Source organism: Endozoicomonas montiporae CL-33, from assembly GCF_001583435.1.
GTDB classification, from domain to species: domain Bacteria; phylum Pseudomonadota; class Gammaproteobacteria; order Pseudomonadales; family Endozoicomonadaceae; genus Endozoicomonas_A; species Endozoicomonas_A montiporae.
The window spans coordinates 1970890-1995011 of the sequence record NZ_CP013251.1 but is presented as its reverse complement, the minus strand read 5'-3'; the positions used below and the strand labels follow the sequence as shown (position 1 = coordinate 1995011).

General features: G+C 50.5%; 27 protein-coding genes. 10 read left to right on the top strand and 17 right to left on the bottom strand.

The annotated features are described in order from the left end of the window. Positions 1-4: 4 nt before the first annotated feature. The 12 genes from tadF to EZMO1_RS08935 all read right to left on the bottom strand — a co-directional run bounded on the left by tadF (position 5) and on the right by EZMO1_RS08935 (position 9652). A complete protein-coding gene (tadF, locus tag EZMO1_RS08990) occupies positions 5-592 on the bottom strand; it encodes a tight adherence pilus pseudopilin TadF (protein ID WP_034874051.1) in 588 nt (195 codons plus the stop codon). After that, the gene (locus EZMO1_RS08985) at positions 576-1085 is read right to left on the bottom strand and encodes a TadE/TadG family type IV pilus assembly protein (RefSeq protein ID WP_051789598.1); all 510 of its coding nucleotides are present in this window, start codon (positions 1083-1085) and stop codon (positions 576-578) included. Before EZMO1_RS08985 ends, tadF begins: the two co-directional genes overlap by 17 nt. A gap of 5 nt (positions 1086-1090) precedes the next feature. Next, complete coding sequence (locus EZMO1_RS08980) at positions 1091-1846, bottom strand: tetratricopeptide repeat protein (RefSeq protein WP_051789600.1); 756 nt, start codon at positions 1844-1846, stop codon at positions 1091-1093. Further along, a complete protein-coding gene (locus tag EZMO1_RS08975) occupies positions 1839-2696 on the bottom strand; it encodes a type II secretion system F family protein (protein WP_034874053.1) in 858 nt (285 codons plus the stop codon). Before EZMO1_RS08975 ends, EZMO1_RS08980 begins: the two co-directional genes overlap by 8 nt. A 3-nt stretch (positions 2697-2699) precedes the next feature. Next, entirely contained in the window at positions 2700-3608 is a 909-nt protein-coding gene (locus EZMO1_RS08970) for a type II secretion system F family protein (protein WP_034874055.1), read from the bottom strand. Further along, the gene (locus EZMO1_RS08965; RefSeq protein ID WP_034874057.1) at positions 3605-4882 is read right to left on the bottom strand and encodes a TadA family conjugal transfer-associated ATPase; all 1278 of its coding nucleotides are present in this window, start codon (positions 4880-4882) and stop codon (positions 3605-3607) included. Before EZMO1_RS08965 ends, EZMO1_RS08970 begins: the two co-directional genes overlap by 4 nt. Next, the gene (locus tag EZMO1_RS08960) at positions 4875-6371 is read right to left on the bottom strand and encodes a CpaE/TadZ family protein (protein WP_034874059.1); all 1497 of its coding nucleotides are present in this window, start codon (positions 6369-6371) and stop codon (positions 4875-4877) included. Before EZMO1_RS08960 ends, EZMO1_RS08965 begins: the two co-directional genes overlap by 8 nt. 14 nt (positions 6372-6385) lie before the next feature. Next, entirely contained in the window at positions 6386-6688 is a 303-nt protein-coding gene (locus EZMO1_RS08955) for a hypothetical protein (protein ID WP_034874060.1), read from the bottom strand. Next, complete coding sequence (locus tag EZMO1_RS08950) at positions 6685-8058, bottom strand: type II and III secretion system protein family protein (RefSeq protein ID WP_051789602.1); 1374 nt, start codon at positions 8056-8058, stop codon at positions 6685-6687. The genes EZMO1_RS08955 and EZMO1_RS08950 overlap by 4 nt, the downstream gene beginning before the upstream one ends. Positions 8059-8125: 67 nt before the next feature. Further along, positions 8126-8881, bottom strand: coding sequence for a Flp pilus assembly protein CpaB (gene cpaB, locus EZMO1_RS08945; protein ID WP_034874062.1), 756 nt, complete (start codon positions 8879-8881; stop codon positions 8126-8128). 65 nt (positions 8882-8946) lie between these two features. Then, positions 8947-9369 carry a prepilin peptidase gene (locus EZMO1_RS08940; protein WP_061509386.1) on the bottom strand — a complete coding sequence of 141 codons (423 nt, stop codon included), beginning with the start codon at positions 9367-9369 and terminating at the stop codon, positions 8947-8949. Between the two features lie 76 nt (positions 9370-9445). Beyond that, positions 9446-9652, bottom strand: coding sequence for a Flp family type IVb pilin (locus EZMO1_RS08935; RefSeq protein ID WP_034874064.1), 207 nt, complete (start codon positions 9650-9652; stop codon positions 9446-9448). 435 nt (positions 9653-10087) lie between these two features. Between EZMO1_RS08935 and EZMO1_RS25445 the strand changes: the two genes are divergently transcribed. From EZMO1_RS25445 to modC, 10 genes are all read left to right on the top strand, one after another. Beyond that, positions 10088-11511 (top strand): ISNCY family transposase gene (locus tag EZMO1_RS25445; protein ID WP_244886735.1). Its coding sequence is split into 2 segments (ribosomal slippage): positions 10088-10532 and positions 10532-11511, totalling 1425 coding nucleotides; the frame shifts between segments, so codons are not numbered across the junction. Positions 11512-11812: 301 nt separating this feature from the next. After that, positions 11813-12802, top strand: coding sequence for a hydrolase (locus EZMO1_RS08920; RefSeq protein ID WP_034874066.1), 990 nt, complete (start codon positions 11813-11815; stop codon positions 12800-12802). Positions 12803-12875: 73 nt separating this feature from the next. Continuing rightward, positions 12876-13514: a molybdenum cofactor guanylyltransferase gene (mobA, locus tag EZMO1_RS08915; RefSeq protein WP_082211790.1), complete on the top strand. Its 639-nt coding sequence runs from the start codon at positions 12876-12878 to the stop codon at positions 13512-13514. A 31-nt stretch (positions 13515-13545) separates the two neighbouring features. After that, the gene (gene moaB / locus EZMO1_RS08910; protein WP_034874070.1) at positions 13546-14070 is read left to right on the top strand and encodes a molybdenum cofactor biosynthesis protein B; all 525 of its coding nucleotides are present in this window, start codon (positions 13546-13548) and stop codon (positions 14068-14070) included. Further along, positions 14067-14543 (top strand): cyclic pyranopterin monophosphate synthase MoaC, encoded by a 477-nt coding sequence (gene moaC / locus EZMO1_RS08905; protein WP_034874072.1) that lies wholly within the window; start codon positions 14067-14069, stop codon positions 14541-14543. Before moaB ends, moaC begins: the two co-directional genes overlap by 4 nt. A 164-nt stretch (positions 14544-14707) precedes the next feature. Beyond that, positions 14708-14959: a molybdopterin converting factor subunit 1 gene (gene moaD, locus EZMO1_RS08900; protein ID WP_034874074.1), complete on the top strand. Its 252-nt coding sequence runs from the start codon at positions 14708-14710 to the stop codon at positions 14957-14959. Between the two features lie 5 nt (positions 14960-14964). Further along, positions 14965-15426, top strand: coding sequence for a molybdopterin synthase catalytic subunit MoaE (moaE, locus tag EZMO1_RS08895; RefSeq protein WP_034874077.1), 462 nt, complete (start codon positions 14965-14967; stop codon positions 15424-15426). Between the two features lie 41 nt (positions 15427-15467). Next, positions 15468-16163, top strand: coding sequence for a molybdate ABC transporter substrate-binding protein (gene modA, locus EZMO1_RS08890; RefSeq protein ID WP_222842216.1), 696 nt, complete (start codon positions 15468-15470; stop codon positions 16161-16163). Positions 16164-16176: 13 nt separating this feature from the next. After that, positions 16177-16839 (top strand): molybdate ABC transporter permease subunit, encoded by a 663-nt coding sequence (modB, locus tag EZMO1_RS08885; RefSeq protein WP_034874079.1) that lies wholly within the window; start codon positions 16177-16179, stop codon positions 16837-16839. Beyond that, positions 16839-17921, top strand: coding sequence for a molybdenum ABC transporter ATP-binding protein (gene modC / locus EZMO1_RS08880; RefSeq protein ID WP_034874081.1), 1083 nt, complete (start codon positions 16839-16841; stop codon positions 17919-17921). The genes modB and modC overlap by 1 nt, the downstream gene beginning before the upstream one ends. A 132-nt stretch (positions 17922-18053) precedes the next feature. Here modC and EZMO1_RS08875 read toward each other — a convergent pair whose 3' ends face one another. The 5 genes from EZMO1_RS08875 to mobB form a co-directional block, all read right to left on the bottom strand. Further along, the gene (locus EZMO1_RS08875) at positions 18054-18896 is read right to left on the bottom strand and encodes a dimethyl sulfoxide reductase anchor subunit family protein (RefSeq protein WP_034874083.1); all 843 of its coding nucleotides are present in this window, start codon (positions 18894-18896) and stop codon (positions 18054-18056) included. A gap of 2 nt (positions 18897-18898) precedes the next feature. After that, the gene (locus EZMO1_RS08870) at positions 18899-19519 is read right to left on the bottom strand and encodes a DMSO/selenate family reductase complex B subunit (protein ID WP_034874085.1); all 621 of its coding nucleotides are present in this window, start codon (positions 19517-19519) and stop codon (positions 18899-18901) included. Between the two features lie 13 nt (positions 19520-19532). Then, complete coding sequence (locus tag EZMO1_RS08865; RefSeq protein ID WP_034874087.1) at positions 19533-21962, bottom strand: DMSO/selenate family reductase complex A subunit; 2430 nt, start codon at positions 21960-21962, stop codon at positions 19533-19535. 339 nt (positions 21963-22301) lie between these two features. After that, positions 22302-23543, bottom strand: a complete 1242-nt coding sequence (gene moeA / locus EZMO1_RS08860) for a molybdopterin molybdotransferase MoeA (RefSeq protein ID WP_034874089.1) — start codon at positions 23541-23543, stop codon at positions 22302-22304. After that, on the bottom strand, positions 23536-24078 hold the full coding sequence (gene mobB / locus EZMO1_RS08855) for a molybdopterin-guanine dinucleotide biosynthesis protein B (protein WP_034874091.1): 543 nt from the start codon (positions 24076-24078) through the stop codon (positions 23536-23538). The genes moeA and mobB overlap by 8 nt, the downstream gene beginning before the upstream one ends. Positions 24079-24122 lie beyond the last annotated feature (44 nt).

Below are 24122 nucleotides of genomic sequence, written 5' to 3'. Positions count from 1 at the left end.
GTGTTCAGCGCCCCATCATAAATGCCGTGGATTGCAGTTTTGAAAAATCATCACCTATCACATTTCCATACCAGTTGGGTGCCTCATAACACAAGGTCACCTGATACAGCGAAATCGGGTTGCCCCAGCTGGTTTTCAAAAACAGTTCCGTTCTGTTTTGCACCGGAATCACTGACCGACAGCCCGAGCCACCGAGAGAAAACGAGGCAAGCCGACAAGCGTCATCGTTCTGGTTTCCGGAGCAGTTTCCGGCATCATTAAACATCACCTGTTCAATGTGCAGCCCGATTTTATCCGCTTGAAAACCACTTATAGTACGGGACATGGAACGTTTGAGAATCTCGAACAGCTGACTCGCCTGCTTATGTGTCATCAAACCACTGGTGCTGCCATACAGCTGGGTGCGCTCTTTGATCACGTTGACGCCCGAGTAACTAAGCCGTTGCAAGTGTCCCTGCAACGTTTGCCGGGCTGCCATATCGGAAATAAACACCAGCACAAGCGCAATAAATGAAGCAATCAGGGCAAATTCAATGGTAAAGACACCCCTTTGCCCAATGCCTGAAAAACGTCGTCTAACCATCAAATTCATCCCGTTCATACTCCTGAATCGCAATGACTTCACGACTGATGCGCATTGAATGATTCGGCTCGGAAAACAACGCAAACGATAATGGCTGATAGGGGTATGACACCTGATAGACCGCTATTGGTGACCACCGTGGTGCACCTGACGGACAATCTCCAGCGACCAGTTCACAATCATCCTCTGCCAACTGGTCAACACCCTTGAAAAAGCGTACAGACACCGTAATCTTTGACGTATCAAGAAACTGCATCCAGAGTGAATCGGTACTGTTAAACACAGCCCTTTCGACCACCGCCTGATAATTGCCCTGATGATTGCCGGTTCTTGCCTCGCGACTCACTTCCGACACGGTGTAATCCATCAGAGCAGAAACAAAGCCCATGTAACTGACTTCCATCCAGTAGAAGATCATCAACAGAAAGCCAAACAACCCCAAAGCGGTTTCAATGGCGACCACACCCTGCTGTTTCTTTTTCTTGACCGGTACAGGGTTCATAACGGTTACTCCCTGTTTCGAATGACAGGCTCCAGCGCCGCAAGAATACTGAACAGCACCACTCGTTCTTCTTCTGTTTCAGCCGACTGCATGACCGACACAAACTCGTCATAACGGCCACTGCGCACCAGCGCCAGTACCAGGTTGGCTTTTACCGTGTCGTCCGCCTGACCCGCGTTATAAACCGGCATCAGTCGTCTGACGGCAGAATCGTAATCGCTTTCCAGAATGTCCAGCATGGCCAGGTTATTTTTGACAATCACATCGTCCAGCATCAACACTCTTGCTTCAGTAAACGCAGCGCGTGACCCGGCATAATCACCCACTCGTGCGTACACCTGTCCCAGCTGGTTGTGTACATAAGGATTATTGTTCTTTATAGCCAGTGCCGTTTCTGCACAGTAAAGTGATTTATCCGGCTGATCCAGCGCCAGATAAGCCCGCGATTTCAACAGCCAGAGCTGATCATTTCCACGCCCTTCATCCGTCACCGGCTTGATATAAAACAAGGTGGATTCGGGGTCAGACATTGCTAAATAAGCCTGACCCAGCTGATAACGGCACTGATCCTGTTCCTGCACATTGCCAGCGTTCATTAACCGGGTCTTATAAAGCTCAATCAAACCCGCATGATTACCTGCAGCCTGCAACAATGCCTCATTGGGCGCATCAATATCCGTAACGACTTGCCCCGTTGTCGTACACCCCTGAATCATCAGCGGCACCAGCAATACAACAATCCATGAATACGTTTTAAACATTAGACAACATCCTCATAATGCCCGGTGCAGTAATCAGAATGACAATGGGAAACATAATGAAAAGAATCAGAGGCACCGACATTTTTGCCGACAGTTTGCCAACCCGTTCTTCCAGCTCAAGCATCTCGATCTCGCGAATACTGGCTGACAGCGTAGTCAGCACGCTATAAATCGAGCTGCCATACTGCAAACTCTGGCTGATGGTATAAACAAAGCTCTGCATCTGGTTAGTGGGAAAGTGCTCCAGCAACTCGTCCAGCGCTCTGGTCATACCGGTCACCCGTGATACCGAATCCAGCCTGCGCATCACGTAGGCAAGGTCTTTATCAAAACTCTTCAGCTCTTCCCCCAGGTAGGCAATGGCAGATTCAATGGTCATTCCGGTCTGAATACACACCGCCATCAGGTCAATCACATAAGGCAGCTCTGACGACACTTTACGTATGCGTTTTTTCTGGCGTTTCTGCAGCCACAGATCAGGAACCAGAATCACAGACACCAGAGCGGCAAACGCGAGAGGCAGCTGCTCGGAAAAGGTTTCATAGCCCAGTTCGTCACTGAACAGAAACGTCAGCGACACCAGAATCACAGCCACTGCAATCTTTGCCGGAAAATAAAAAACAGCGATTCTGGCGTTATAAATACCGGCACGCATCAGGCTGGTTTCAACGTCTTTGCGACGATAAGCCAGCTTATGCTCGAACACATCAAACAAGGTTTTCCAACCGGTAATGGAATGAGACAAGCCCAGCCAGCTACGCACCGTCTGACGGGTAAAATAACGATCCATCACCACAATCAGCAACGTGGCAAAAATCAGAGAGACCAGAAGACTGATTAATGGTGTCATCACTTACCCCTGCACTCGCTTCATTAACATCCAGATAATCCCGAGCCCGATCATTTCACTGATCAGCACATAATAAAAAACAGGTTGTCCCGCAGGATCATTCATCACAAAGTCATAGTTATCCGGGCTCATGTATTTCATCATGACCAGAAAACAGATCGGTATAGCGGCTACAATGCGGGCAGACATTCTTGCTTCAGACGTCAGCGCCTTCTTTTTCTTTTGCAGTGCTTCGCTGTTAAACATTACCTGATTGAGGTTGCGAATAATTTCTTTCAGCTGTCCACCCCGGTTGATGTTGGCTCTGAGGGTAATCACAAAGAAATAAAAAGGCGCATAAGGAAAACGGTGACAGGACTTCGCCAGCACCTCATCCGGCGCCTGCCCCATACTGAGCCGCTGCCCCATCAGCTTAAACTCCTTGCCCACCACACCCTGCAAGGAATCACCAACAAAGATGATGGCGTGCATCAGGCTCTCGCCGGAACTGACCGCACCCGACAGCATATTAAGGGCATTGGGAAATGACGCATCAAACTGCTTGCGCTCATACACTTGCAAACCACGCACTACCACCAGTGAGCAAACGACAAAGATCAGAAGCCACAAGACCACTAAAGGCACTTCTGAAAGGTAGGGTTGGCAAAACCAGGCCAGCACCACCGTCAACAACAGAAAAGCAGCCACTTTAAGCCGGAAGCGCGCTCCCACACGCACTTTGAAATTGTTAACACCATTTTTGACTCTGGCTTTAAAAGGCTCATCGGCCAACGCCGACATATTTACGGCGCTCGTCGTTTTCTGCTGTTTGGACTCGTCATCCATGCGAATAAAGGCCAGAGGATCTGAAGGTTTTTGCCAATAAAGCAACAACAGAACAACAGACAGCCCAATCAATAGTGACCAGATCATAACTGTCTCTCCTGAAACGCGTGTTCAAGGGTTTCTTCCATACCAAAGAAACGCGCCTTGGTGCGCAGTGCCGAACGGCCCATCAGACCTGCCGTGGTAAACTGCCCTGTCACCATCTGGTCAGGCTGTGTAGCAGAAGGCTCAAACCGGAATACTTCTTCCATCACCACACTGTCGCCTTCCATACCAATCACTTCACTGATGCTGATGATCTTGCGACTGCCATCGTGCAACCGGGACACCTGAACAATCAGGTCAACGGCACTGGTAATGTTCCGGCGAATGGATTCCAGCGGCAGATTCGGTGCCGCCATCATCACCATACTCTCGACTCTGGCTAAAGCATCTCTGGGAGTGTTAGCGTGCAGGGTAGACATTGAACCGTCGTGCCCTGTATTCATCGCCTGCAACATTTCGAAGGCTTCACCGCCCCGACACTCGCCCACAATAATCCGGTCAGGGCGCATTCGCAGGGAATTAATGACCAGATCCCGCTGATCGATACAACCGGTGTTTTCTATGCCAGGTGGACGGGTTTCCATACGAACAACATGGGGCTGCTGCAATTTCAGCTCGGCCGCGTCTTCAATGGTAATCACCCGTTCAGAATCAGAGATATACTTCGACAAGGCATTTAACAGGGTGGTTTTACCGGAACCGGTACCACCGGAAATCAGGATATTCAGACGACAACTGGCAGCCACTGCCAACACCCTTGCCATGGCAATGGACAAGGTGCCGAAGTTCACCATCTGCTCCAGTGACAGCTCGCGGCGTCCGAATTTGCGAATGGAAATGGCAGAACCGTCAAGCGTTATGGGTGGAATAGCGATATTGACCCGACTGCCATCAGGCAGCCGGGCATCACACAAGGGTTGCGATTCATCGACCCGACGCCCTGCCAGCGCTGCAATACGCTTGGCAATACCCAACAACTGACTTTCATCAATAAAGGTAACATCGGTTCGGGACAGTTTCCCTTTCCGTTCGACATACACACAGCCCGAACCATTCACCATAATGTCTGAAATATCATCGTCATCAATCAAAGGCTGCAAAGGGCCAAACCCTTTAATCTCATCCATCAGCCGGTCAACAAACTCGTAGCGCACCAGCACCGGAATCTGCACCGCTTCCTTGTCCACCAGCGTGTCCACAGCGGTGCGAAGCTGGTCTTTCAAACGTTCCGACGCCAGTTGACTCACCGCTTCGGCGTCCAGTGCATCAAAAATACGCGTTCTGAGTTTCAGGTAAACGTCCTGCACACTATACATTCTGCTCCCCCTCTTTGGCCTGATGACCACTCAGCCCGCCAAAGGCTGAGTGGACAGAGGCTAAGTGGACAGGGTTAGATGCTTTGTTACTGTCGCTTTTAAACGCTGATGTTTCGGTCTTTAAAGGTGGTTCCATTGTTTCCGGGTCGGTTTTATGTTCCACCGGCATCGGGTTGTCGTTGAGTTCCGACAGGGTCGGCACAGAACGTTTTGAAGTTTTTTCGTTCCTGCTGCTCGGCATTAATCCTTTCAGCCGCTGCAATAACGACTGCGGTTTTTCTACTGGCTGACCCAGTACGATGCGCACCAGTTGTTGAAAAGGCTGTGCCAGTGAATTCTTCCCATCCATAAACCGTTTGCCTGACGTCAGCCAGGTTTCACAGTGCTTCTGGAAAGGCAGCTCCATACTCACCGGATAATCCAGAAACTGTTCCACCATGGCTTTATCAATGGTGTCCGGCGGTACACAATGGTTCACCACCACCAACAAACGGGCTGGGTCATCACAGTTGGCCATTTCAGCCCTGAACTGTCGGAGAAACTCTCTGGTTTCATGCAAACCAGACAATGAAGGCTGCACCACCAACAACACACAATCTACTGACGGGCATAACCATTGAGGGTCCGGATAGAAGTTCACGGACGCGGAATAATCTTCAATAATAAAGTTGGTATCACGCAGTTGGGTCGCGATCATGTTGTGGGTGTACTCTCGCATCTGGGCAGAGTCAACCTCTCTGGACTCAAAGCCCAGATAACTGATGCCGGACTCGACCCGAACCAGCTGACTCTGAACTCCCACAGGATCAAGAATATTGGTCAGGGTGTGATGCCTGAAGCCTTCCTCGGAAATAGGTCGCCGTGCCAGATCTTTTTTGCCCAGCATGATCGCCATATTGCTCTGACAATACCCGTGATCGGCAATGATAACCGGTTGTCGTGTCATTCTTCCCAGACCGTACGCCATTTCCGCAGCCACCAGAGTACAGCCAGTGCCTCCTTTCAGGCTGACCACGGCAATGCGCATGGCGGTTCGGGCAAAGTGCGGGCCTTTTGAACGATGAACGTCGTCCATTAGCGCCTGAAGAAAGCTGATGACTTCACTTTTTTCAGCAGGCCACAGAAGATAATAAAAACCCATTTCTTCCAGTGCCCGATACGTACTGATCCGGTCTTCCCGACCAATCAGTATGACCCGAGTGTTGTGGGAAACCTGTTGTTTTAGTGACAACGCCACTTCAAACGGACAGTCTTCCACTTCGATAAACAACAACGGCTCTTCAGCCTTAGCCATCACACCAGACACCTGTTCAATGGGGCAGGACTGTCCGGATGGTGCAGCCAATCCTTCGCACAACATGGCTTCTTTCAGAAGATTGAAACAGGCTTTGGTCTGATACAGAATCAGACTGACATCGTCTTTGACCAAGTCACCACCTGAACGGGTTTCAGCCCGGTCTCTGGACAATTCTTTTGTGAGTTCCAACATGCCAATCTCCTTACTTACTGCAACTCATAGGAACCCGCAGTGGGTCGTTTACCGTCTGATGTATCAGACACTGGCAGTATTTTTTCCGGGTTGACCATGGACTGAAACCGACTGTTCTCCACATAACAGCCATGCTGAGCCGCTTTAATATCCGACAATGCATAAGGCGTACAGTCTTTGACCACAACACCATAACGACCATCGGCCTGCTGCTGAATGGCTATCTTCGTCGGTTGCTGCGGTAAAAAGCACCCGGAACAGCCTGCAACTGGCACGGTTAAGACGATAAACAGGCAAGAGAAAAGCAAAGGTTTCATTCTTTAAACCCCCCTGCAGAAAGAATCAGCCGCGCTTTGTTGTACCGCTGGCTGTGTTCCGGTCCCATCAGGTTAAAGTAATGGAGCAAACTGTTGTTCAGCTGCATCTGGGGTATCTGTACGGTACCGGGCTGAACCGGCTTCACCAGATTTACCGTGGCAACAATAATCAGTTCCGTCTTTTGCCGTTCAGTGGTTGTATGCCGGAACAGCGAACCCAGGATGGGTATGTCGCCAATCAAAGGGATTTTTGACAAGGCCTCACGCTCTTCGGAGTTCAGCAAACCGCCAAGTACAAAACTTTCCCCATCACCGAGCTGAACCGTTGTCCGCGCCCTGCGGGTTTTGAAGGCTGGAATATTCAGGGTGTTCTGTGCGACCTGACTGTCGATGGCACTGACTTCCGGCTGCATGGACAGATTAATTTTGTCGTCTTTCAAGACTTCAGCCGCCAGCTCAAGCCGGATACCAAACTCTTTATAGGTAATACTCTGGGTATCGTTAAGAATGGTGACAATAGGCATTTCACCACCGGCAAGGAACGAAGCGGTTTCACCGGAAATCACCGATAGATTGGGTTCTGCCAGCACCTGCCCCATGGTGTCGTCGTCGGCCGCAGAGATATAGCGGGCAATATCGGACGATGAAATGTTACCCACCATATCCAGAAAATGACCGTTTCCAAGAAAAACGCCGTCACCACTGGCAGAAGCCTGTACTGACCCCCAGCGAAAACCCAGTTGCCGCATAAACGAATGGGAAACTTCTGCAACGGTCAGCTTCACATTGACCTGCTTGACCTCTTCAACTTCGATATTATTCACAATACCGTGATAACGATGCTCGGTAAGAAAGCGTAAATCGAAGGTTTTATCGTCGGTGACCCAGCTGCGCTTTTCGGTGGTGACTTCTTTCTCCAGCAGCTCGCCGACCAGACGATAAATGTCCCGCTTCATCTGTTCAGAAGGAACATTACCGGATAACACCACCTGATCGCCCAGATTCAGTACATCGATGGACTGACCGGGAAAACGAATCATCAGCTGTTGTCGTATATGAGCCAGGGATTTGTTCACCACCAGCGTTTTGCTGTCTATGGTTTTACCGTCGGCCGCCAGAATCAGCAGAGAGGTTGAACCCACTTCCTTGCCAAACACTACCAGACGATTACCTTTTAATATCTGGTAATCGGCAATATCGGAATTGGCAATAAACACCGTATCAATAGCGGTTCTGTATTGCAGTGGCAGGGCTTCATCGAGCCCGATATTAATAATGCTCCGGGCCATGGTGGCGGGACAGATCAGGAGCATCAGAACAAACCATAACCAACACCCCGATATTTTTATTCGCTTTCCAGGAATGTCCATAACAACAGCTCTCTTTATGCTTTCTTTTAATGAGCCCGTTTTTAAGTGAACGATGCGCATCTAAGCTCTAATTAGCAACGCGCTCACGACCCCTAAGTTCTGTCACTGAAGTAAAGTCAGACAACACATCCCCCACCCGCATCTCGGTCATGGCATCGGCAGACGATTTATACACATCCAGCAAACCTATGCGGCGGGCAATCATCATCTGGCTAACCTCCTGACGGCTCAGGGCAATGACCACCGTAATGCCATCGTCCTTACTCTCTTTTACATCCACCACCGGACGAGCCTTTAACAAAGGCGTCACCGTTAAACCGCGATACGAATTCAGGGAAGGATTAGCAGCCAGGTTCTGGTCAGACGAAGCGATTAATACCACGTCCACTTCATCGCCCGGCGCAAGAATATCAATCAGGGCAATCTGCCCTTCTATTTTAATGGGATAAGGCACCTGATCCGGCCCCAGCAACAACGACATATGGCCGGGCTGCCCCGGAACCAATAATTTGTTTTCAGGAATAATCGAACCCGTTTCAAAATCCACCCCTGCTAAAGCACCGGGAGGAATATCAAACCGTTTTTTATTCACCACACCGGCTTTATACGCTTCGGATTCAGGCACCTTGGTGATTTTCAACATGACCGGTTCAATAACGTCAGCTTTATTAATAGCCGACTCCGCCACCCAGACTTCAAAAAAGGGTTCCCCAGAAGGGGCCGATACGTTTTCTTCCGGCGCAGAACGATTGCTGGTTAAAAAACCAAAAATACCCGCAGTACAAAGAATAAAGGCAGAACCTAATATCAGGCGACGATCCATGCTCATCCCCCATGTTCAAATAAGATTCAGGTTTAGGGTTGAAGCCGACCATCAATGGTTAAACACTAACTGATGGTCGTTAACCAGACCCCGATAAAACCTGAAATCACAATTGGAATTCCGTAAGGCAAACCCCTTGCACGAACTCCTTGCACATTATTAATCAGCACACCGTACAACAAATAACCCAGTGCCAACACGCCACCGATGATCGCCATTAATAAAAACACCAGCAACCACCACCGGGAATCAATTCCTACCAGATACGCCAGCAACAATTTAATATCACCACCGGCTACCACACCTGTAAAAAACAACAGAAGACCAATGGAGGCAACTGCCCAATACCCCCATTGCAGATTCGCTACGCCTGATGTAAACAGACCCAATATTAAAACCAACAACACTTGATAGTTATTAATCACCCGTCTGGTCACATCGCTATAAACGACAATACCAGCATTAATTAAATGCAATATCAAAATCATAATTGTAGGTTGGGACAAGCGAAGCGATTCCCAACATGAGCATTAAATTAACTACTTGATGAAAGTTATAAGCCTATTACGGTGTAATAGCATTAGTAATATTCGTAAATGCAGCGTCTAAAGCAGTTTTTAGTCCACTTGAACTATCAGATGTAAAAACTGCGGCAACAACCCCTGCAATAGCAACCGCCACAATCGCATACTCAATCGCAGTCACCCCACGCTCATCCTTCCTGAGTTGATCAAGCGCTACAGCACTCTTAACATACAACTTGGTTAACATGATTAGCTCCTCTTTTTTTATTGACCTGCCTGCGAAGCAGCTTATGAGTCGAACTAATTGTTAATTTGCACTTACTTTACCATTTTTTTCAAAAAAAACAGCACATATCCACCACTTAATTGATCTGAGTCAAGATGAGACATATTGACAATGCCGTCAAAGAAATGCTTGCAGCTTATTAAAATATTTCTTTTATAAATTAAGAGCATATAAAAATAAAATCATCACTTCCGATTAATTAAACGCATTCAATTTGATTTTTTATGAAGCCCTTTTTTAATAAGAAAATGAAGACTTTAAGCAAACTAACGAAAAAATGAGAAACCCATTCCAGCTCTGTAGTGCCTGTCCGAAAACCCACAAACACTTGAAAACAGCAGCCTGTAGCCCCATATAGTACTCGAAGATTTTCCAAAACAAGCTGTTTTCACATTTATGCGCCAAACCATCAACCCACAAATGCAGTTGGGCGAAGTTGATATCTCTGCCATCACGTTTAATCCCAAGTCCAGAGACGACATTCCCCGTCTGCTTCGGGGGCTGCAACATATCTGGATAACACCTGATCTGCGACACAGGGTTTTTCAGGTGCTTGAGAACATGATTCCTGCCAGTCGGCACAACGGTCGTCCCGGTATGGACCTCTGGAACATTCTGGTTTTCGGCACTCTGCGCCTTGTCACTAATTGTGACTATGACCGCTTGCAAGAGTTGGCTAATGAACATGGGACATTACGGAAAATGCTCGGTCACGGCCCATATTGTACCCATTCCTACCACATACAAACATTGCAGGATAACATCAGCCTCTTCACACCGGAGATACTGGATCAGATTAACCAGGTCACGGTGGATGCAGGTCACCAGCTGGTTAAAAAAAAGATGAGCCGCTACATGGCCGTGCCGATTCCTTCGTAGTCAAAACCGATGTCCATTTCCCCACGGATATCAGCCTTCTGAGCGACGCTTGCCGTAAAAGCATTGAGTTTGCATCCGCTCTCTCCAATCAGTACCAGCTTCCGGGCTGGCGTCAGAGCAAATATCTTAAAGACCAGCATCGCAAACGCTACAACAAGGCTCGAAACCTGAAGCATTCCAGCGCAACCTGTGAACTGAAACAACAGCAGCGGCAGCACGACATTGAAATGGCTCACCTTGAGTACATAAAGTACAGCCTTTCAATTGTCCGCAAAGCTGAAACGACCTTGTCCTTGCTGTTGAAAAAACAACCGGATGAGCCAAGGCTGGAAAACCTCAAATACCACATAGCCCACAGCCGTCACCAGATAAACCTGATTTACCGACGGGTGATAGAACATGAGCAGATTCCCCATAATGAGAAGGTGTTCTCAATCTTTGAGCCTCATACAGAATGGATCAGCAAAGGCAAAGCCGGAACTCCGGTTGAACTGGGGTTACGGGTCTGCGTGTTGCAGGATCAGTTCGGTTTTACTTTGCATCATCAGGTCATGCAAAAACAAACAGACGACCAGGTTACAGTACCTATGGCTGAGGCTGCCAAAAAGCGGTTCCCGACATTAAGCCAGGTGAGCTACGACAAAGGCTTCTGGAGTCCGGGCAATCTTGAAAAGCTGGAAGTTCTTCTGGAGCATTCAGTTCTTCCCAAGAAAGGCAGGCTGTCAGCCAATGACAAAAAACGGGAATGCCACCCGGAATTTATCCGGGCAAGAAGGAAGCACTCAGCCGTTGAATCCGATATCAATGCACTGGAAGCGAATGGTCTCGACAAATGCCCGGATAAAGGGATAGAAGGCTTTGAGCGCTATGTCGCACTGGCTGTTGTCGCCAGCAACCTGAAACGGCTGGGTAAAATTCTGCTGACCAGAGATCGTCAGTAGCCTTTCAGCCAGGCTTCCGTCAGTTTACTTTTGATCATGCCGGGCATGAGAGATTACTGCGCTTGTAGATAGTCGAATCAGGTTGTATTTTGAACAGTGCGGTACAAAAAACATCCTTTGTTCGTCTGGTAACTCAAATCCAGCCGTTATCAACTTCTGTCGGCCAAGAACGACTGCCGTTTTTCAGAGGTTTTCTGACAGGCACTCTGTAACCTAATTTGCTTTAAGTGTCCTGTGCTGTTTATTATGTCGGCAGTTGCTTTTGCTCGGGTTTATCAAGCGTTATTTCTCAGGATTATCCATGCTGCCATTTTCCCCCTGCCCCGGACTCAACAGCCCCCATCTGCAGACATTATGGTCACCCCTGTTTCGCAAGCCCAAAACACTTAAACGACACCGTGAATGTTTTACAACCAGCGACAGTGATTTTCTGCATCTGGACTGGTACGGGCCGAAAGAATCGGATCATCTGGTCGTGTTACTGCATGGACTCACCGGCAGTTCCGAATCCAAATACATCACCGGCCTGCAAACCCGTCTTGATCAGCAGGGCATACAATCAGTCTGCATCAATTTCAGAGGGTGCAGTGGCGAGCCCAACTGGCAGCCACGCAGTTACCACTCGGGGGATAGTCAGGAGTTAAAGGATGTACTTCAGCATTTAAAGCAACAATATCCTGACAAACAAATGATGGCAGCTGGCTACTCTCTGGGCGGTAATGTTCTGCTGAAATACCAGGGGGAAGAAGGCAGTAACAGTTTACTGTCAGCCGCTGTCGCCGTATCGGTACCTTTTCGGCTGGATCACTGTGCCCATCGAATGAACCATGGCGCGACACGCATCTATCGCAACCGTTTTCTAACCGATATGCACCGGCAAATGCACGACAAGCTTCGTTTTTTTCAGAGGCAGGGCTGGCATGATCGCGCCAAAGCGCTGGAGCCGTTTACCAACTATGGCTACCTGAACACCTTTGAAGACTTTGACCACTACATCACTGCTGCCCTGCATGGTTTTCAGAGCGGAGAAGATTACTACCGCAAAGCCAGCAGCCGCTACTATCTGGAAGGCATCACCCGCCCCACCCTGATCATCCATTCCAGTGATGACCCGTTTATGACACCGGACTGTGTGCCACAGCCTGAAGAACTGTCGGACAGTACAGAACTGGAACTGACTTGCCGCGGCGGGCATGTCGGCTTTATCGGTGGTCGCCCGCATCAACTGGACTACTGGCTGGAACAGCGCATTCCCGAATTCCTGACTCAACATAAATGCTCATCCTGTTGACCTGAGACCTATGTGATTCAGACAGGCTCTGTTAGTATCCCCACATCACGTTGAATGGTTCAAAAAACGCCCAATGAGCAGTTTATACGGGCTCGTTCTGGCTGGCGGACGATCGTCCAGAATGGGTCGCAACAAGGCACTGCTGGAATGGCAGGACAAACCGTTGTTTCGGGCAATGGCTGAAACCCTGACGGCAGCAGGGGCTGCCCCTGTGCTGATCAGTGCCAACAGCGAGACGGCTGGCCTTTATTGCGGTCAAAATTACGGTCAAACCGTTATCGACCGTTTGCCGGGCAGAGGCCCGCTCAGTGGTATTCATGCGGCATTGCTGAGTATTAAGGAGCTGGAAATTAATGATGAATCGTGCCTACTGGTTGTACCGGTGGATATGCCATTGCTGTCAGCCGAATCGCTGAAGCATCTGGCGGATTATTGCGCGCAGCATCAGTCTGCCTGCTATTTTCAGGACTTCACGCTGCCTGTCTGCCTTCCGGTCAATCCACAAGTGCGCAAGCAGGTGGATCAGGCGATTAACAGCCCGGATCGAAAAGATTATTCGATCTGGCGCTTGCTCCATCAGCTGGACGGCAAAGCCATTCCACTGCCCGCACCGGAGCAGGCAACGCTGTTCAGAAATACCAATACTCCACAAGAGTGGCAGGCATGCCAGACTTTTGTCTGGAGTCAGAACATACATAAAGAGTACTCCTGAGATGTACTCCTAATAGCGACAGGGAGACCCTATGGCTCATAAACAGGTTTCAGAATTTATTCCATTGCAGATGGCGGTTCTGACGGTTTCCGATACACGCACCGAAGACAACGACACGTCCGGTCACCTGCTGGTCGATCATCTCAAGTCGGCAGGTCACCATCTGGCTGACAAAGCGATTGTCAAAGACGACATCTACAAGATTCGTGAAGTGCTGTCCCGCTGGATTGCCTCCGATACCGTTCAGGCCGTATTGATCACCGGCGGTACCGGTTTTTCAGGCAGAGACAGCACGCCAGAGGCTGTACTACCACTGTTTGACAAGGAAGTAGACGGCTACGGCGAACTGTTCCGACAGTTATCTTATGAACAGATTGGCACCTCAACCATTCAGTCCAGAACGGTTGCCGGTTTTGCCAATGGCTCCATTATCTTTGTTATGCCCGGTTCCAACAATGCCTGCAAAACCGCATGGCAGGGCATTATTAAAGAACAGCTGGACAGCACCCACCGCCCCTGCAACTTTGTCGAGCATCTGAAAGTGGTGACTGCATGAGTCTGACTCATACCGATGCACAGGGCAAAGCCAGCATGGTCGATGTGGGTGACAAAGACGCCACTCGTCGTGAAGCCAGAGCCGAAGGCTACATCACCATGAAACCGGAAACCCTGGTACTGGTTCAGGACAATGGCCTGAAAAAAGGTGACGTACTGGCTGTGGCTCGTATTGCCGGTATTCAGGCGGCAAAGCAGTGCGGAACCCTGATTCCCCTCTGTCATCCGTTAATGCTGAACTACATTGGCATCGAGTTCGAAGTACAGCCAGAACACCACCGCATTCGCATTGAAAGCTGCTGTCGTTTAAGCGGTAAAACCGGCGTTGAAATGGAAGCCCTGACGGCCGCATCTGTCGCCGCCCTGACCATTTACGACATGTGCAAAGCGGCAGACAAAGACATGCAGATTGACGGAGTTCGGGTACTGGAAAAGAGTGGCGGCAAAAGCGGTCACTATAAAGCCAGCCACTAATTACTTGCAATGATACGTAGGTTGGGACGAGCGGAACGCGACCTCCCAACACGGTGACTTGATATAAACACAGTAGCCTGAATTGAATCCTACTACGGTGACTGCATTCAGCTCCCGTGTTGGGAGGTCGCTTCGCTCGTCCCAACCTACAGTGATGTAAAAACATGATGAAAGTATTATTTTTTGCCAGCTACCGTGAGCAGCTGAACTGTAATGAACTGATGCTATCTGCCGACGAGCAGCCAGCTACGCTTTCGGAACTGCGCAAACAGTTGTCGGAAAAAGGCGACGACTGGCGTGAGGTGATGGAAGATGGCCGAACTCTGGTGGCGGTGAATCAGGCCATGACCCGCCGTGATGCCGAACTGAAAGACGGTGACGAAGTCGCCTTTTTCCCACCGGTCACAGGTGGTTAATCATCATGACAACCACTGTTCACCTTTCTGTCCAAACCGACGATTTTGACCCGGCTCTGGAGCAGGCAAGGTTATCCGACAATGCTGCGGTGGGCGGCGTTGTTACGTTTACCGGACTGGTACGGGACAATAACCTCGACGATCATGTCAGTGGTTTGTATCTGGAACACTACCCGGGCATGACCGAAAGCGCCCTGCAAACCATCATTGATGAAGCCAGTGAACGCTGGTCGCTCTATGCAGTGAGTGTGATTCATCGGGTCGGTCAACTGCATCCGACCGATCGCATCGTTTTTGTCGGCACTGCCAGTGCCCATCGACAGGACGCATTTGCTGCCTGCGATTTTATTATGGATTACCTGAAAACCCGCGCTCCTTTCTGGAAGAAAGAAACAACACCCGAAGGTGACCGCTGGATTGAAGAACGGCAAAGTGACAAGGATGCTGCACAACGATGGCAGGGTTAGTACGAAATAAACTGTTTTGTTGCCTGTCGCTGTTGATAATATTGATCAGCCCATTGGCTTCTGCCTCCACCATCCGGGTCGCCGTAGCCGCCAACTTCAAACCCGTTCTGGACGTACTGGCTGAACAGTTTGAAAAGAAGCACGATGCCAGAGTGCTGGTTTCTTCGGCATCGTCCGGCATTCTCTACAACCAGATCAGTCATGGTGCGCCTTTTGACCTGTTTCTGTCTGCCGACGACGAACGTCCGGCCATGCTTGAAAAAAATGGCCTCATTGTACCTGACAGCCGTAAAACCTATGCCTATGGTCGTCTGGTTCTCTGGAGTCATAGGGATCAGCCGGTCACACTGAAAACACTGGAAGCCTATAAAGGTCGTCTGGCGATTGCCAATCCGGCACTGGCTCCCTATGGTGCGGCAGCACAGCAAACACTGGAAAAAATGAACCTCTGGCAGGGTTATCAGGGCCGACTGGTGCAGGGTGCCAGCATTCAGCAGGCCTGGCAGTTTGTTGCCAGTGGCAATGTTGATCTGGGTCTGGTGGCAAAAGCACAGGTACTGGATCAACCGAAGAATCGGATACTGGACATTCCAGAGAGCTATCATGCTCCCATCCGGCAGGAGCTGGTGCTGTTAAAACAGAGTAAAGAACCCAAAGCCAGAGCGTTCATGGATTATCTGCTCAACGACACCAGTCAGGCTTATATTGCAAGTCAGGGTTATCGACCCGCGAAGTAAGGAAACCCCATAAATGTTATCAGCAGCAGTCTGGCTGACCCTGAAACTGGCGTTTGTCACCACACTTATTCTGATGGTGATTGGTATCCCGCTGGCATGGAAACTGTCTACCATGCGCAGTCGCTGGTGCCCGGTTATAGAAGCACTGGTTGGCCTGCCAATGGTTTTGCCTCCCACCGTTCTGGGCTTTTATCTGCTGCTGGCCTTTTCGCCTAACAACCCCATAGGGCAGTTCTGGCTCAATATGACCGGTTCGACACTGGCATTCAGCTTTTCCGGACTGGTCGTCGCCTCGGTACTGTATTCCCTGCCTTTTGTCGTACAACCCCTGCAGCGTTCTTTTGAACAACTCGATCACGGATTGCTCGAAGCCGCTGCCATGTTGGGCGCACGTCGTCTGGACCGGTTTATCAATATCGTCTTGCCCAACACCCGGCGGGCACTGTTGCTGGCCGCCTGCATGGGCTTTGCCCATACCATTGGCGAGTTTGGTGTTGTGCTAATGATTGGTGGCAATATTCCCGGCGAAACCCAGGTATTGTCCATTGCCCTGTTTGATGCGGTGGAAACCCAACAGTTTGATACCGCCCACACCATTGCCGGAGGTCTGCTGGCCTTTGCCATGACATTACTGGTCGTGCTGTACAGTATTGACCGTCGAGGAAGCCTGCGTTGATGGAGTCCAACACCCTGCAGTTTGCTCTGGAGTTACCCAGAGATCATTTTCATATAAAGGTAGAGCAGAGTCTGTCTCTGGACAGCATCTGGGGCATTATGGGTTCCTCCGGATGTGGCAAAACCTCACTGCTGCGCTGCCTTGCCGGATTGGAAAAAGGCGTTCAGGGCAAAATAACCTGTAATGGTCGCACATGGCTGGACTCGGAGCAGGGGGTTTTTCTTCCCCCCGAACAGCGAGGCATTGGTTACATTTTTCAGGAAGCCAGACTGTTCCCGCACCTGACGGTTATGGGCAATCTGCAGTTTGCCCTGAAACGTGCAACGCCAGATCAGTCTGCCCTATCCTTTGATGACATCATTGAACAGGTGGGCATCAGACACTTGCTGGAGCGAACCGTCGATAAACTCTCCGGTGGTGAAAAGCAGCGGGTTGCCATTGCCCGTACGCTGGTTAATGCCCCTTCCCTGCTGTTAATGGATGAACCGCTGGCATCGCTGGACTGGTCTTCCAGACTCAGCATCATGCCCTGCCTGAAACAGATTCAGCGGGAATTTAATATCCCTGTGGTATTTGTCAGCCATTCGAAAGAAGAGGTAGCACGACTGGCAGACAACTTGTTGCTCATGCATCAGGGTCAGGTGATTGAAAAAGGCAGCTGTCGTCGGTTGATTAATCGTCTGGAAGATCAGGGCAACAATGACCAGAAGCTGTCTGCTCTGGACGCCACGGTATTGGAACATCACCCTCACTATGGACTGACCGATATCCAGGTCGATGGACACCAGCTGCATGTGGGTCAGCTCGATATTCCTGAAAACACTCAGGTCAGGGTCGTGCTGCCAGCCAGTGAAATCAGTCTGACACTCACACCACTGGAATCATCCAGTATCCTGAACTGCATTCCGGTTCATGTTGCCAGCGTACAGGAGCAAGGTAATCATCACGTATTACTCTGCCTGAGTCTGGGTGAACAGGAGTTGATCTGCCAGATCACCAGAAAATCGTTTGACCGATTGCAACTGGGTGTTGGAAAAGACGTTTTTGCCTGCTTTAAATCATCGGGGCTGGAGGTAGTCTGACATTGACCAAACAGTACTAACTGCCCAATTGATACCTACCCGGAATTTGTTCAAGTGAAGAAAAAACAACCCCGAAACCAGTAACAAATAGTTCGGGGCTGTCAGACGATATCACTAATACCCTATAGGGTATTACATGCCGGAGCCGGCACTCAGGTAGATATCGTAGAAGAAGGCGCGTCCCATAAACTCGGACACCAGCACCATCACAAAGCTGGTAGCGGCCTGATAGCCACAGCTGCCGCCACGCAGGGCAGACACTGCAAACATCAGCACACCACCCACCAGCAGTACCATGCGAACCATTGCCAGCATCTGACCATAGCTCAGCATCGCCAGAGGATTAACGGCTACCGGCAACTGTCCCAGCCAGAACAGATAACCCACATAACCAACCAGAGCCATCGCCATGGTCATCAGTACGGTGGTCGCCAACGCTTTGTCAGCCAGCATTTGCACAGCACCCAGTTCAACGGACTGGAAACGCAACAGTGCAGCGGCTGCCAGAGGGCCTACCACAGCAGCCGTCATCAGGAACTGGAAAGTGGTCCAGTTGCTGTTCCAGGTTGGCACAGTCGCCAGCGTGTACACTTTGGCAATGGCCAGAATCAGTACGATACCCAGCACCATGGCGACAGGCAGCAACAGCTTTTGCAGGCCCGGCGCAATACCGAACAGGCGCATGGCGGTATAAACGACACCTGCACCACCAAACAGGCTCAGTGCCACAATTTCCAGACTCAGTGGCGAAGCGTGAGCCACACCAAACATCACATTAAACATACGCAGCGGCTGCGCCAGATGAGTCACCGATGCCACAGCACCAATACCCAGCAGGACAAACACCGCCATGAACGAGCGGGTCATGACCTGCTCGTTCGGTTTGGCGAGCATTTCCACCAAACCCAGTGCAACGAATAAACCGACGGCGCTCTGCGCCAGAACGGTAAAGAAAACCAGAGATAACTGACTCACGATTACACCTCCTGTGGATTCTCGATTTTGCCTGTGGTGTCACCGGTCAGGCGGGTATTGCGACAGGTGCCAATGATCAGCGATGGATCAGTCAGCTTTGGATCCGGCAGTGGTGCCACATCGGCGCGGCTGCCGTATTTGGCACACAGTTCGTCGATCGGGCCAAACTCCAGCGCACGCAGCGGGCAGGACTCGACACAAACCGGTTGCTGACCTTCAGCAACACGCTTGTAGCAGCCATCGCACTTGCTCATGACTTTCTTGACCGGGTTAAACTGCGGCGCACCGTAGGGGCAAGCCATTTCACAGTAACGACAGCCGACGCATACGCTGTCATTGACGACCACCAGACCGTCTTCTTCGCGCTTGTGCATGGCACCTGTAGGACAGGCTTTGGCACAGGCTGGTTCGGCGCAGTGATTACAGCTGACAGACACATAGTAAGCAAACACATCGTTGCTGAAGGTGCCATCTTCATGCTGCACCCAGTCACCACCGGCGTATTCGTAAACACGACGGTAGTTGACCCCTACAGGCAGGTCGTTTGTGTCTTTACAAGACAGTTGACAGGTTTTACAGCCGGTACACTTACTGGTATCGACATAGAATCCCATTTGAGCCATTTATTCAGTACCCTCAGATCTTGGCGATTTCAACCAGCATGGTGTGCTGTCCGTTACCTTTGGACAAAGGTGTCGGACGTTCGGAGGTCAGCGTGTTAAGGCAGCCACCCTTGTCGATACCTTTACGGTTTGGTTTGAACCAGGCGCCCTGCCCCAGTGCGGTCACACCCGGCATGATGCGTGGTGTTACCTTAACGGCGACGTGAATTTCACCACGGTCATTCCAGACACGAATCCGGTCACCACTCTTCAGTCCGCGGGCAGCGGCATCTACAGGGTTCATCCAGACACCGTCAAACACCGCTTCACGCAGCTCGGGAATATTGTGGTAAGTGGAATGTACCCGGCCTTTGGTGTGATAACCCACCAGCTGCAACGGGAAGTCTTTGGTTTTCGGGTCCAGATGGCTTTCCCAGGCATTCACATACTGTGGAATCGGGGTGATGACATCACCTTCCGGCAGAATCCACTCTTTGGCGATTTTCTCCAGACCGGTGGAGTAAATTTCGATACGACCGGATGGCGTGCCAACTGGATTATTCACCGGATCTTTACGGAAATCTTCCAGAGCAATACGACCTTCTTCCGGCGCCATAATCAGCCATGGTCCCTGCTCGCGCAGTGCTTCCAGTGTAGGAATTCTGTCGTCTTTCTGTTTCGCACCGGCATACAGATGTTCCAGCCACTGGTCACGGGTACGACCTTCTGTGTACTGATCTTTAATACCCAGACGCTCGGCCAGACCCACACACATGTCGTAAGAACATTTAGTCTCGTACAAAGGCTCAATGGCACGTACCAGCGGGAACAGACCACCCATCACACCGGAAGAATATCCGTCGGAGCTGACTTCGTTGTTCTCGATGGTGGTCACGTCCGGCAGCAACAGGTCTGCATAACGGGCACTGGCGGTCATGTGGTTATCCACCACAACAATGAACTCGGCCAGACTTTCGTCACCAATGATTTTTTTCTGGTTGTTCAGGTTGGCATGCTGGTTCATCAGCACGTTACCGGAATGACTGATCAGGAATTTGATCGGATTTTTCAGGCTTTTCTCACCCTGAATACCGTCTGTAATGTCAGTCATTTCATCGTGACGCCAGATCGCATCCACCCACTTAAAGAACGGCACACGCACTTTAATCGGGTTGTCGCCGACAGGCAGACGAGCCGCCGGATAGCTGAAGTTACCTGGCATATCACCGGTGTTAGTGCCAGGCAGACCGATGTTACCAGTCAGAATCGGCAGCATAATAATGGAGCGGGAAGCCTGCTCACCATTAGACTGACGCTGGATACCGGTACCCTGAGTAATGTAAACAGGTTTAGCAGTACCAATTTCACGAGCCAGCTGAATAATCTTTTTGGCTGGAATGCCGGTAATACCAGCAGCCCATTCAGGGGTCTTTTCGATACCGTCAGCACCCTGACCCAGAATGTGTGCTTTGTAATGACCATTGGCAGGCGCGCTGGCTGGCAGGGTCTTTTCATCGTAACCCTGACAGAACTTGTCCAGAAATGCCTGATCCACCATGTCCTCGGTAATCAGAACATGGGCAATCGCTTCGACCAGTGCAGCATCGGTACCCGGACGGATTGGCAGCCACTCATCTTCCTTGCCGAGCATGGTGTCGGTATAGCGCGGATCGATGATAATGGTGCGAACATTCTTTTTGCGCTGTGCTGTTACGTGGTCGTAGATTTCACCACCACCACTCATGCGGGTCTCTGCCGGGTTGTAACCGAACATCACCAACAGCTCGGCGTTTTCAATTTCGGAGGTAAAGCTGCCGTAGGAGTTTGGCTTTTTATTACCGTAAGTAAACGGCGTCGCCATCATGATCTGACCCCAGCTGTAGTTACCGTAGTAATCCAGGAAGCCACCCATCATGTTAAACAGACGCTTGAAAGAATCCTTACCGTCGGTACGCATACCCTGAGTACCGGAACCGTAAGTCATGAAGATAGCGTCGTTGCCATAGTTGTCGATGGTGTACTTCAGCTTGTCCGCCATCAGATCCAGGGCTTCATCCCAGCTGATGCGTTCGAACTTGCCTTCACCACGCTGACCTACCCGCTTCATCGGGTATTTCAGACGATCAGGGTTGTATACGCGGTGCTTGATAGAACGACCACGCAGGCACGCACGCATCTGGTGCTGGCCGTACTGGTCATCACCACGGTTATCGGTTTCAACATGGGTAATTACGCCGTCAGTCGTGTGAACACGCAGCGCACAACGGCTACCACAGTTCACCATACAGGCGGACCAGGTAGTTTTGTTTTCAGAGGCTGTTGAAGCAGTAGAAGCGGTTTTGGCAACAGACTTCAATGGCAGTCCTGCGCTGGCTACAGCAGCTCCCCCTACCAGAGAGCCCCACTTCATAAAGTTTCGCCGTTTCATAGGCGACAGGATGGTTTTATCAAGCCAGTTTTTCATTGAGTGTTCCGGTCAGCTTGGTTTGACCTGAGTAGCAGAACACTTATTGAGCAGTCGCACGCCGCTGCTGAATAAGAATCGCTCAGTCAGGATTCAGACAGCGTGCATACTAACGGCTGGATTTAGAAGACAGAATTGATCTGGATCAATTTTTAATGACTATTTTTTGTGCTATCAAATATAACGTTCAGTGGCTATGCGACGAGCTACCAACACCGATGCGACATACACTTGTCAGATGCCGCAAAGCCCTGACGTACCCGCAGTTGAGAATTATTCAGGTTTGCCGCCATCTCGAAAAATGACGGAGTTATCGGTTAAATGGTGGTGACTAATAGATCAGTTCATCAACAGATGATTAAACAGCTGAACCGTCACCTGCTCACCCTCTGCCACATTACCCTGCTCCTCAGGGAGAACGATATAACAGTTCGCCAGCCCCATGGAGCGCATGACACCAGAACCCTGACTGCCCGTGGTAACGACTTCCATCTGACCATTGTCGCCCGTTGACAGAATACCGCGCTGAAACTCACGACGACCGGGGCCTTTTTTCAGGGGCGTTTTGCAGATGGCCTGAATGGTTTGCAGCTCTGCCTGTCTGGCACCCATCAGATGCATCAACGCCGGTGTCGCCAACTGCTGAAAGGTGACGGTTGCAGACACCGGATTACCCGGCAGTCCGATAAACCAGCTGTTTGGCAGTCGTCCAAAGGCAAACGGCTTACCCGGCTTGATCGCCAGCTTCCAGAACGACATCCTGCCCATTTCCTGCAGAATATCTTTCACAAAATCAGCATCCCCCACCGACACGCCGCCTGACGTAATGACAACATCTGCCTGACAGTCGGCTTCCGAAAAGGCTTGTCGCAAAGCATCCGGGTCATCGGCAATCAGTCCGAGATCCAGAATGTCAGCTCCCAGACGCTTTAACATGGCTTTCAGGGCAAAACGATTACTGTCGTAAATATCACCCGGACCCAACGACTGACCGGGCAGCTTCAGCTCATCGCCTGTAGAAAAAAGCGCCACCTTAATACGACGATATACGTTTACCTCTGGCACACCCAGTGAAGCCAGAAGCCCCAGATCCTGCGCACGTACTTTATGACCCGCAGTAAACACCTCACAGCCTTCCGGGATATCTTCACCCGCCAGACGAATGTTGCTGCCTGTCTTGTTGGGCTTATTCAAAAACTGAATGCCATGATCGGTGACGTTTACCTGCTCCTGCATAATCACTGTATCCGCACCATCCGGTACGCTGGCACCGGTCATAATCCGGACACAGTGCCCTGCCGGCATTTCACCCTGAAACGGATGCCCCGCCAGCGACTGTCCGGCCAGCGGCAACGTATCCGCATTGGCCAGATCACCCAGACGAAGGGCATAACCATCCATCGCTGAATTGTTGTGGGACGGTACATTCACCGGTGAAATCACACTCTGCGCAAGAATTCTGTCCAGCGCATTGTCCAGAATCACCGCTTCAGTTTCTGTCACCGTGGTGATTTCCTGACAGAGCTTTTCCAGTCCCTGTTCCAGAGGCATCAGTCCCGGGGCTGAACAGCAATCAGTCATGGGAAGTTTCCTTTAATATTGTGGTAAAAATAAAATCAGCAATCTGTTCTGGCTGATTAAGGTCCAGAACAGGCATGGGACGCTCCGGCTGATAGCCCTGATCGTCTCTGGCAATCGCAATCACGTTGGCGTCATTCGGATACAGCAGTGGTTTATTTCGAACCGGACGATGCAGTTCTATTTTCGGGAAAGGCTCGTCCCGAAAGCCTTCAACCACCACCAGATCCAGACGTTCAAGATCCAGCAACCGGAGCTGGTCTGATAACTTTCGTGATATCTCCGGATTTCGCTCGGTATAACAGATGGACCGGTGCGGCGTACTGAGCACCAGTTGCAGGGCTCCGGCATGACGCAGACGATAACTGTCTTTTCCCGGTTTATCCGGCTCAATATCATGGTGTGAGGCTTTCACCATTCCCACTCTGAGATTTCGCTTGACCAGCAGGGGCAACAGCTTTTCCAACAGAGTGGTTTTGCCGGTTCCACTGAACGCCGCAAAACCAATCAGGGGTATTTGACACTCTACAGCTTGCATAACGCACAAATTCAACAAATATCGAACAATATCATAAACATTTT

What these genes read in the sequence shown, in the direction of transcription:
- tadF (WP_034874051.1), bottom strand. Translation starts at nt 592, where the DNA reads ATGAATTTGATGGTTAGACGACGTTTTTCAGGCATTGGGCAAAGGGGT.
- EZMO1_RS08985 (WP_051789598.1), bottom strand. Translation starts at nt 1,085, where the DNA reads ATGAACCCTGTACCGGTCAAGAAAAAGAAACAGCAGGGTGTGGTCGCC.
- EZMO1_RS08980 (WP_051789600.1), bottom strand. Translation starts at nt 1,846, where the DNA reads ATGTTTAAAACGTATTCATGGATTGTTGTATTGCTGGTGCCGCTGATG.
- EZMO1_RS08975 (WP_034874053.1), bottom strand. Translation starts at nt 2,696, where the DNA reads ATGACACCATTAATCAGTCTTCTGGTCTCTCTGATTTTTGCCACGTTG.
- EZMO1_RS08970 (WP_034874055.1), bottom strand. Translation starts at nt 3,608, where the DNA reads ATGATCTGGTCACTATTGATTGGGCTGTCTGTTGTTCTGTTGTTGCTT.
- EZMO1_RS08965 (WP_034874057.1), bottom strand. Translation starts at nt 4,882, where the DNA reads ATGTATAGTGTGCAGGACGTTTACCTGAAACTCAGAACGCGTATTTTT.
- EZMO1_RS08960 (WP_034874059.1), bottom strand. Translation starts at nt 6,371, where the DNA reads ATGTTGGAACTCACAAAAGAATTGTCCAGAGACCGGGCTGAAACCCGT.
- EZMO1_RS08955 (WP_034874060.1), bottom strand. Translation starts at nt 6,688, where the DNA reads ATGAAACCTTTGCTTTTCTCTTGCCTGTTTATCGTCTTAACCGTGCCA.
- EZMO1_RS08950 (WP_051789602.1), bottom strand. Translation starts at nt 8,058, where the DNA reads ATGGACATTCCTGGAAAGCGAATAAAAATATCGGGGTGTTGGTTATGG.
- cpaB (WP_034874062.1), bottom strand. Translation starts at nt 8,881, where the DNA reads ATGGATCGTCGCCTGATATTAGGTTCTGCCTTTATTCTTTGTACTGCG.
- EZMO1_RS08940 (WP_061509386.1), bottom strand. Translation starts at nt 9,369, where the DNA reads ATGATTTTGATATTGCATTTAATTAATGCTGGTATTGTCGTTTATAGC.
- EZMO1_RS08935 (WP_034874064.1), bottom strand. Translation starts at nt 9,652, where the DNA reads ATGTTAACCAAGTTGTATGTTAAGAGTGCTGTAGCGCTTGATCAACTC.
- EZMO1_RS08920 (WP_034874066.1), top strand. Translation starts at nt 11,813, where the DNA reads ATGCTGCCATTTTCCCCCTGCCCCGGACTCAACAGCCCCCATCTGCAG.
- mobA (WP_082211790.1), top strand. Translation starts at nt 12,876, where the DNA reads ATGAGCAGTTTATACGGGCTCGTTCTGGCTGGCGGACGATCGTCCAGA.
- moaB (WP_034874070.1), top strand. Translation starts at nt 13,546, where the DNA reads ATGGCTCATAAACAGGTTTCAGAATTTATTCCATTGCAGATGGCGGTT.
- moaC (WP_034874072.1), top strand. Translation starts at nt 14,067, where the DNA reads ATGAGTCTGACTCATACCGATGCACAGGGCAAAGCCAGCATGGTCGAT.
- moaD (WP_034874074.1), top strand. Translation starts at nt 14,708, where the DNA reads ATGATGAAAGTATTATTTTTTGCCAGCTACCGTGAGCAGCTGAACTGT.
- moaE (WP_034874077.1), top strand. Translation starts at nt 14,965, where the DNA reads ATGACAACCACTGTTCACCTTTCTGTCCAAACCGACGATTTTGACCCG.
- modB (WP_034874079.1), top strand. Translation starts at nt 16,177, where the DNA reads ATGTTATCAGCAGCAGTCTGGCTGACCCTGAAACTGGCGTTTGTCACC.
- modC (WP_034874081.1), top strand. Translation starts at nt 16,839, where the DNA reads ATGGAGTCCAACACCCTGCAGTTTGCTCTGGAGTTACCCAGAGATCAT.
- EZMO1_RS08870 (WP_034874085.1), bottom strand. Translation starts at nt 19,519, where the DNA reads ATGGCTCAAATGGGATTCTATGTCGATACCAGTAAGTGTACCGGCTGT.
- EZMO1_RS08865 (WP_034874087.1), bottom strand. Translation starts at nt 21,962, where the DNA reads ATGAAAAACTGGCTTGATAAAACCATCCTGTCGCCTATGAAACGGCGA.
- moeA (WP_034874089.1), bottom strand. Translation starts at nt 23,543, where the DNA reads ATGACTGATTGCTGTTCAGCCCCGGGACTGATGCCTCTGGAACAGGGA.
- mobB (WP_034874091.1), bottom strand. Translation starts at nt 24,078, where the DNA reads ATGCAAGCTGTAGAGTGTCAAATACCCCTGATTGGTTTTGCGGCGTTC.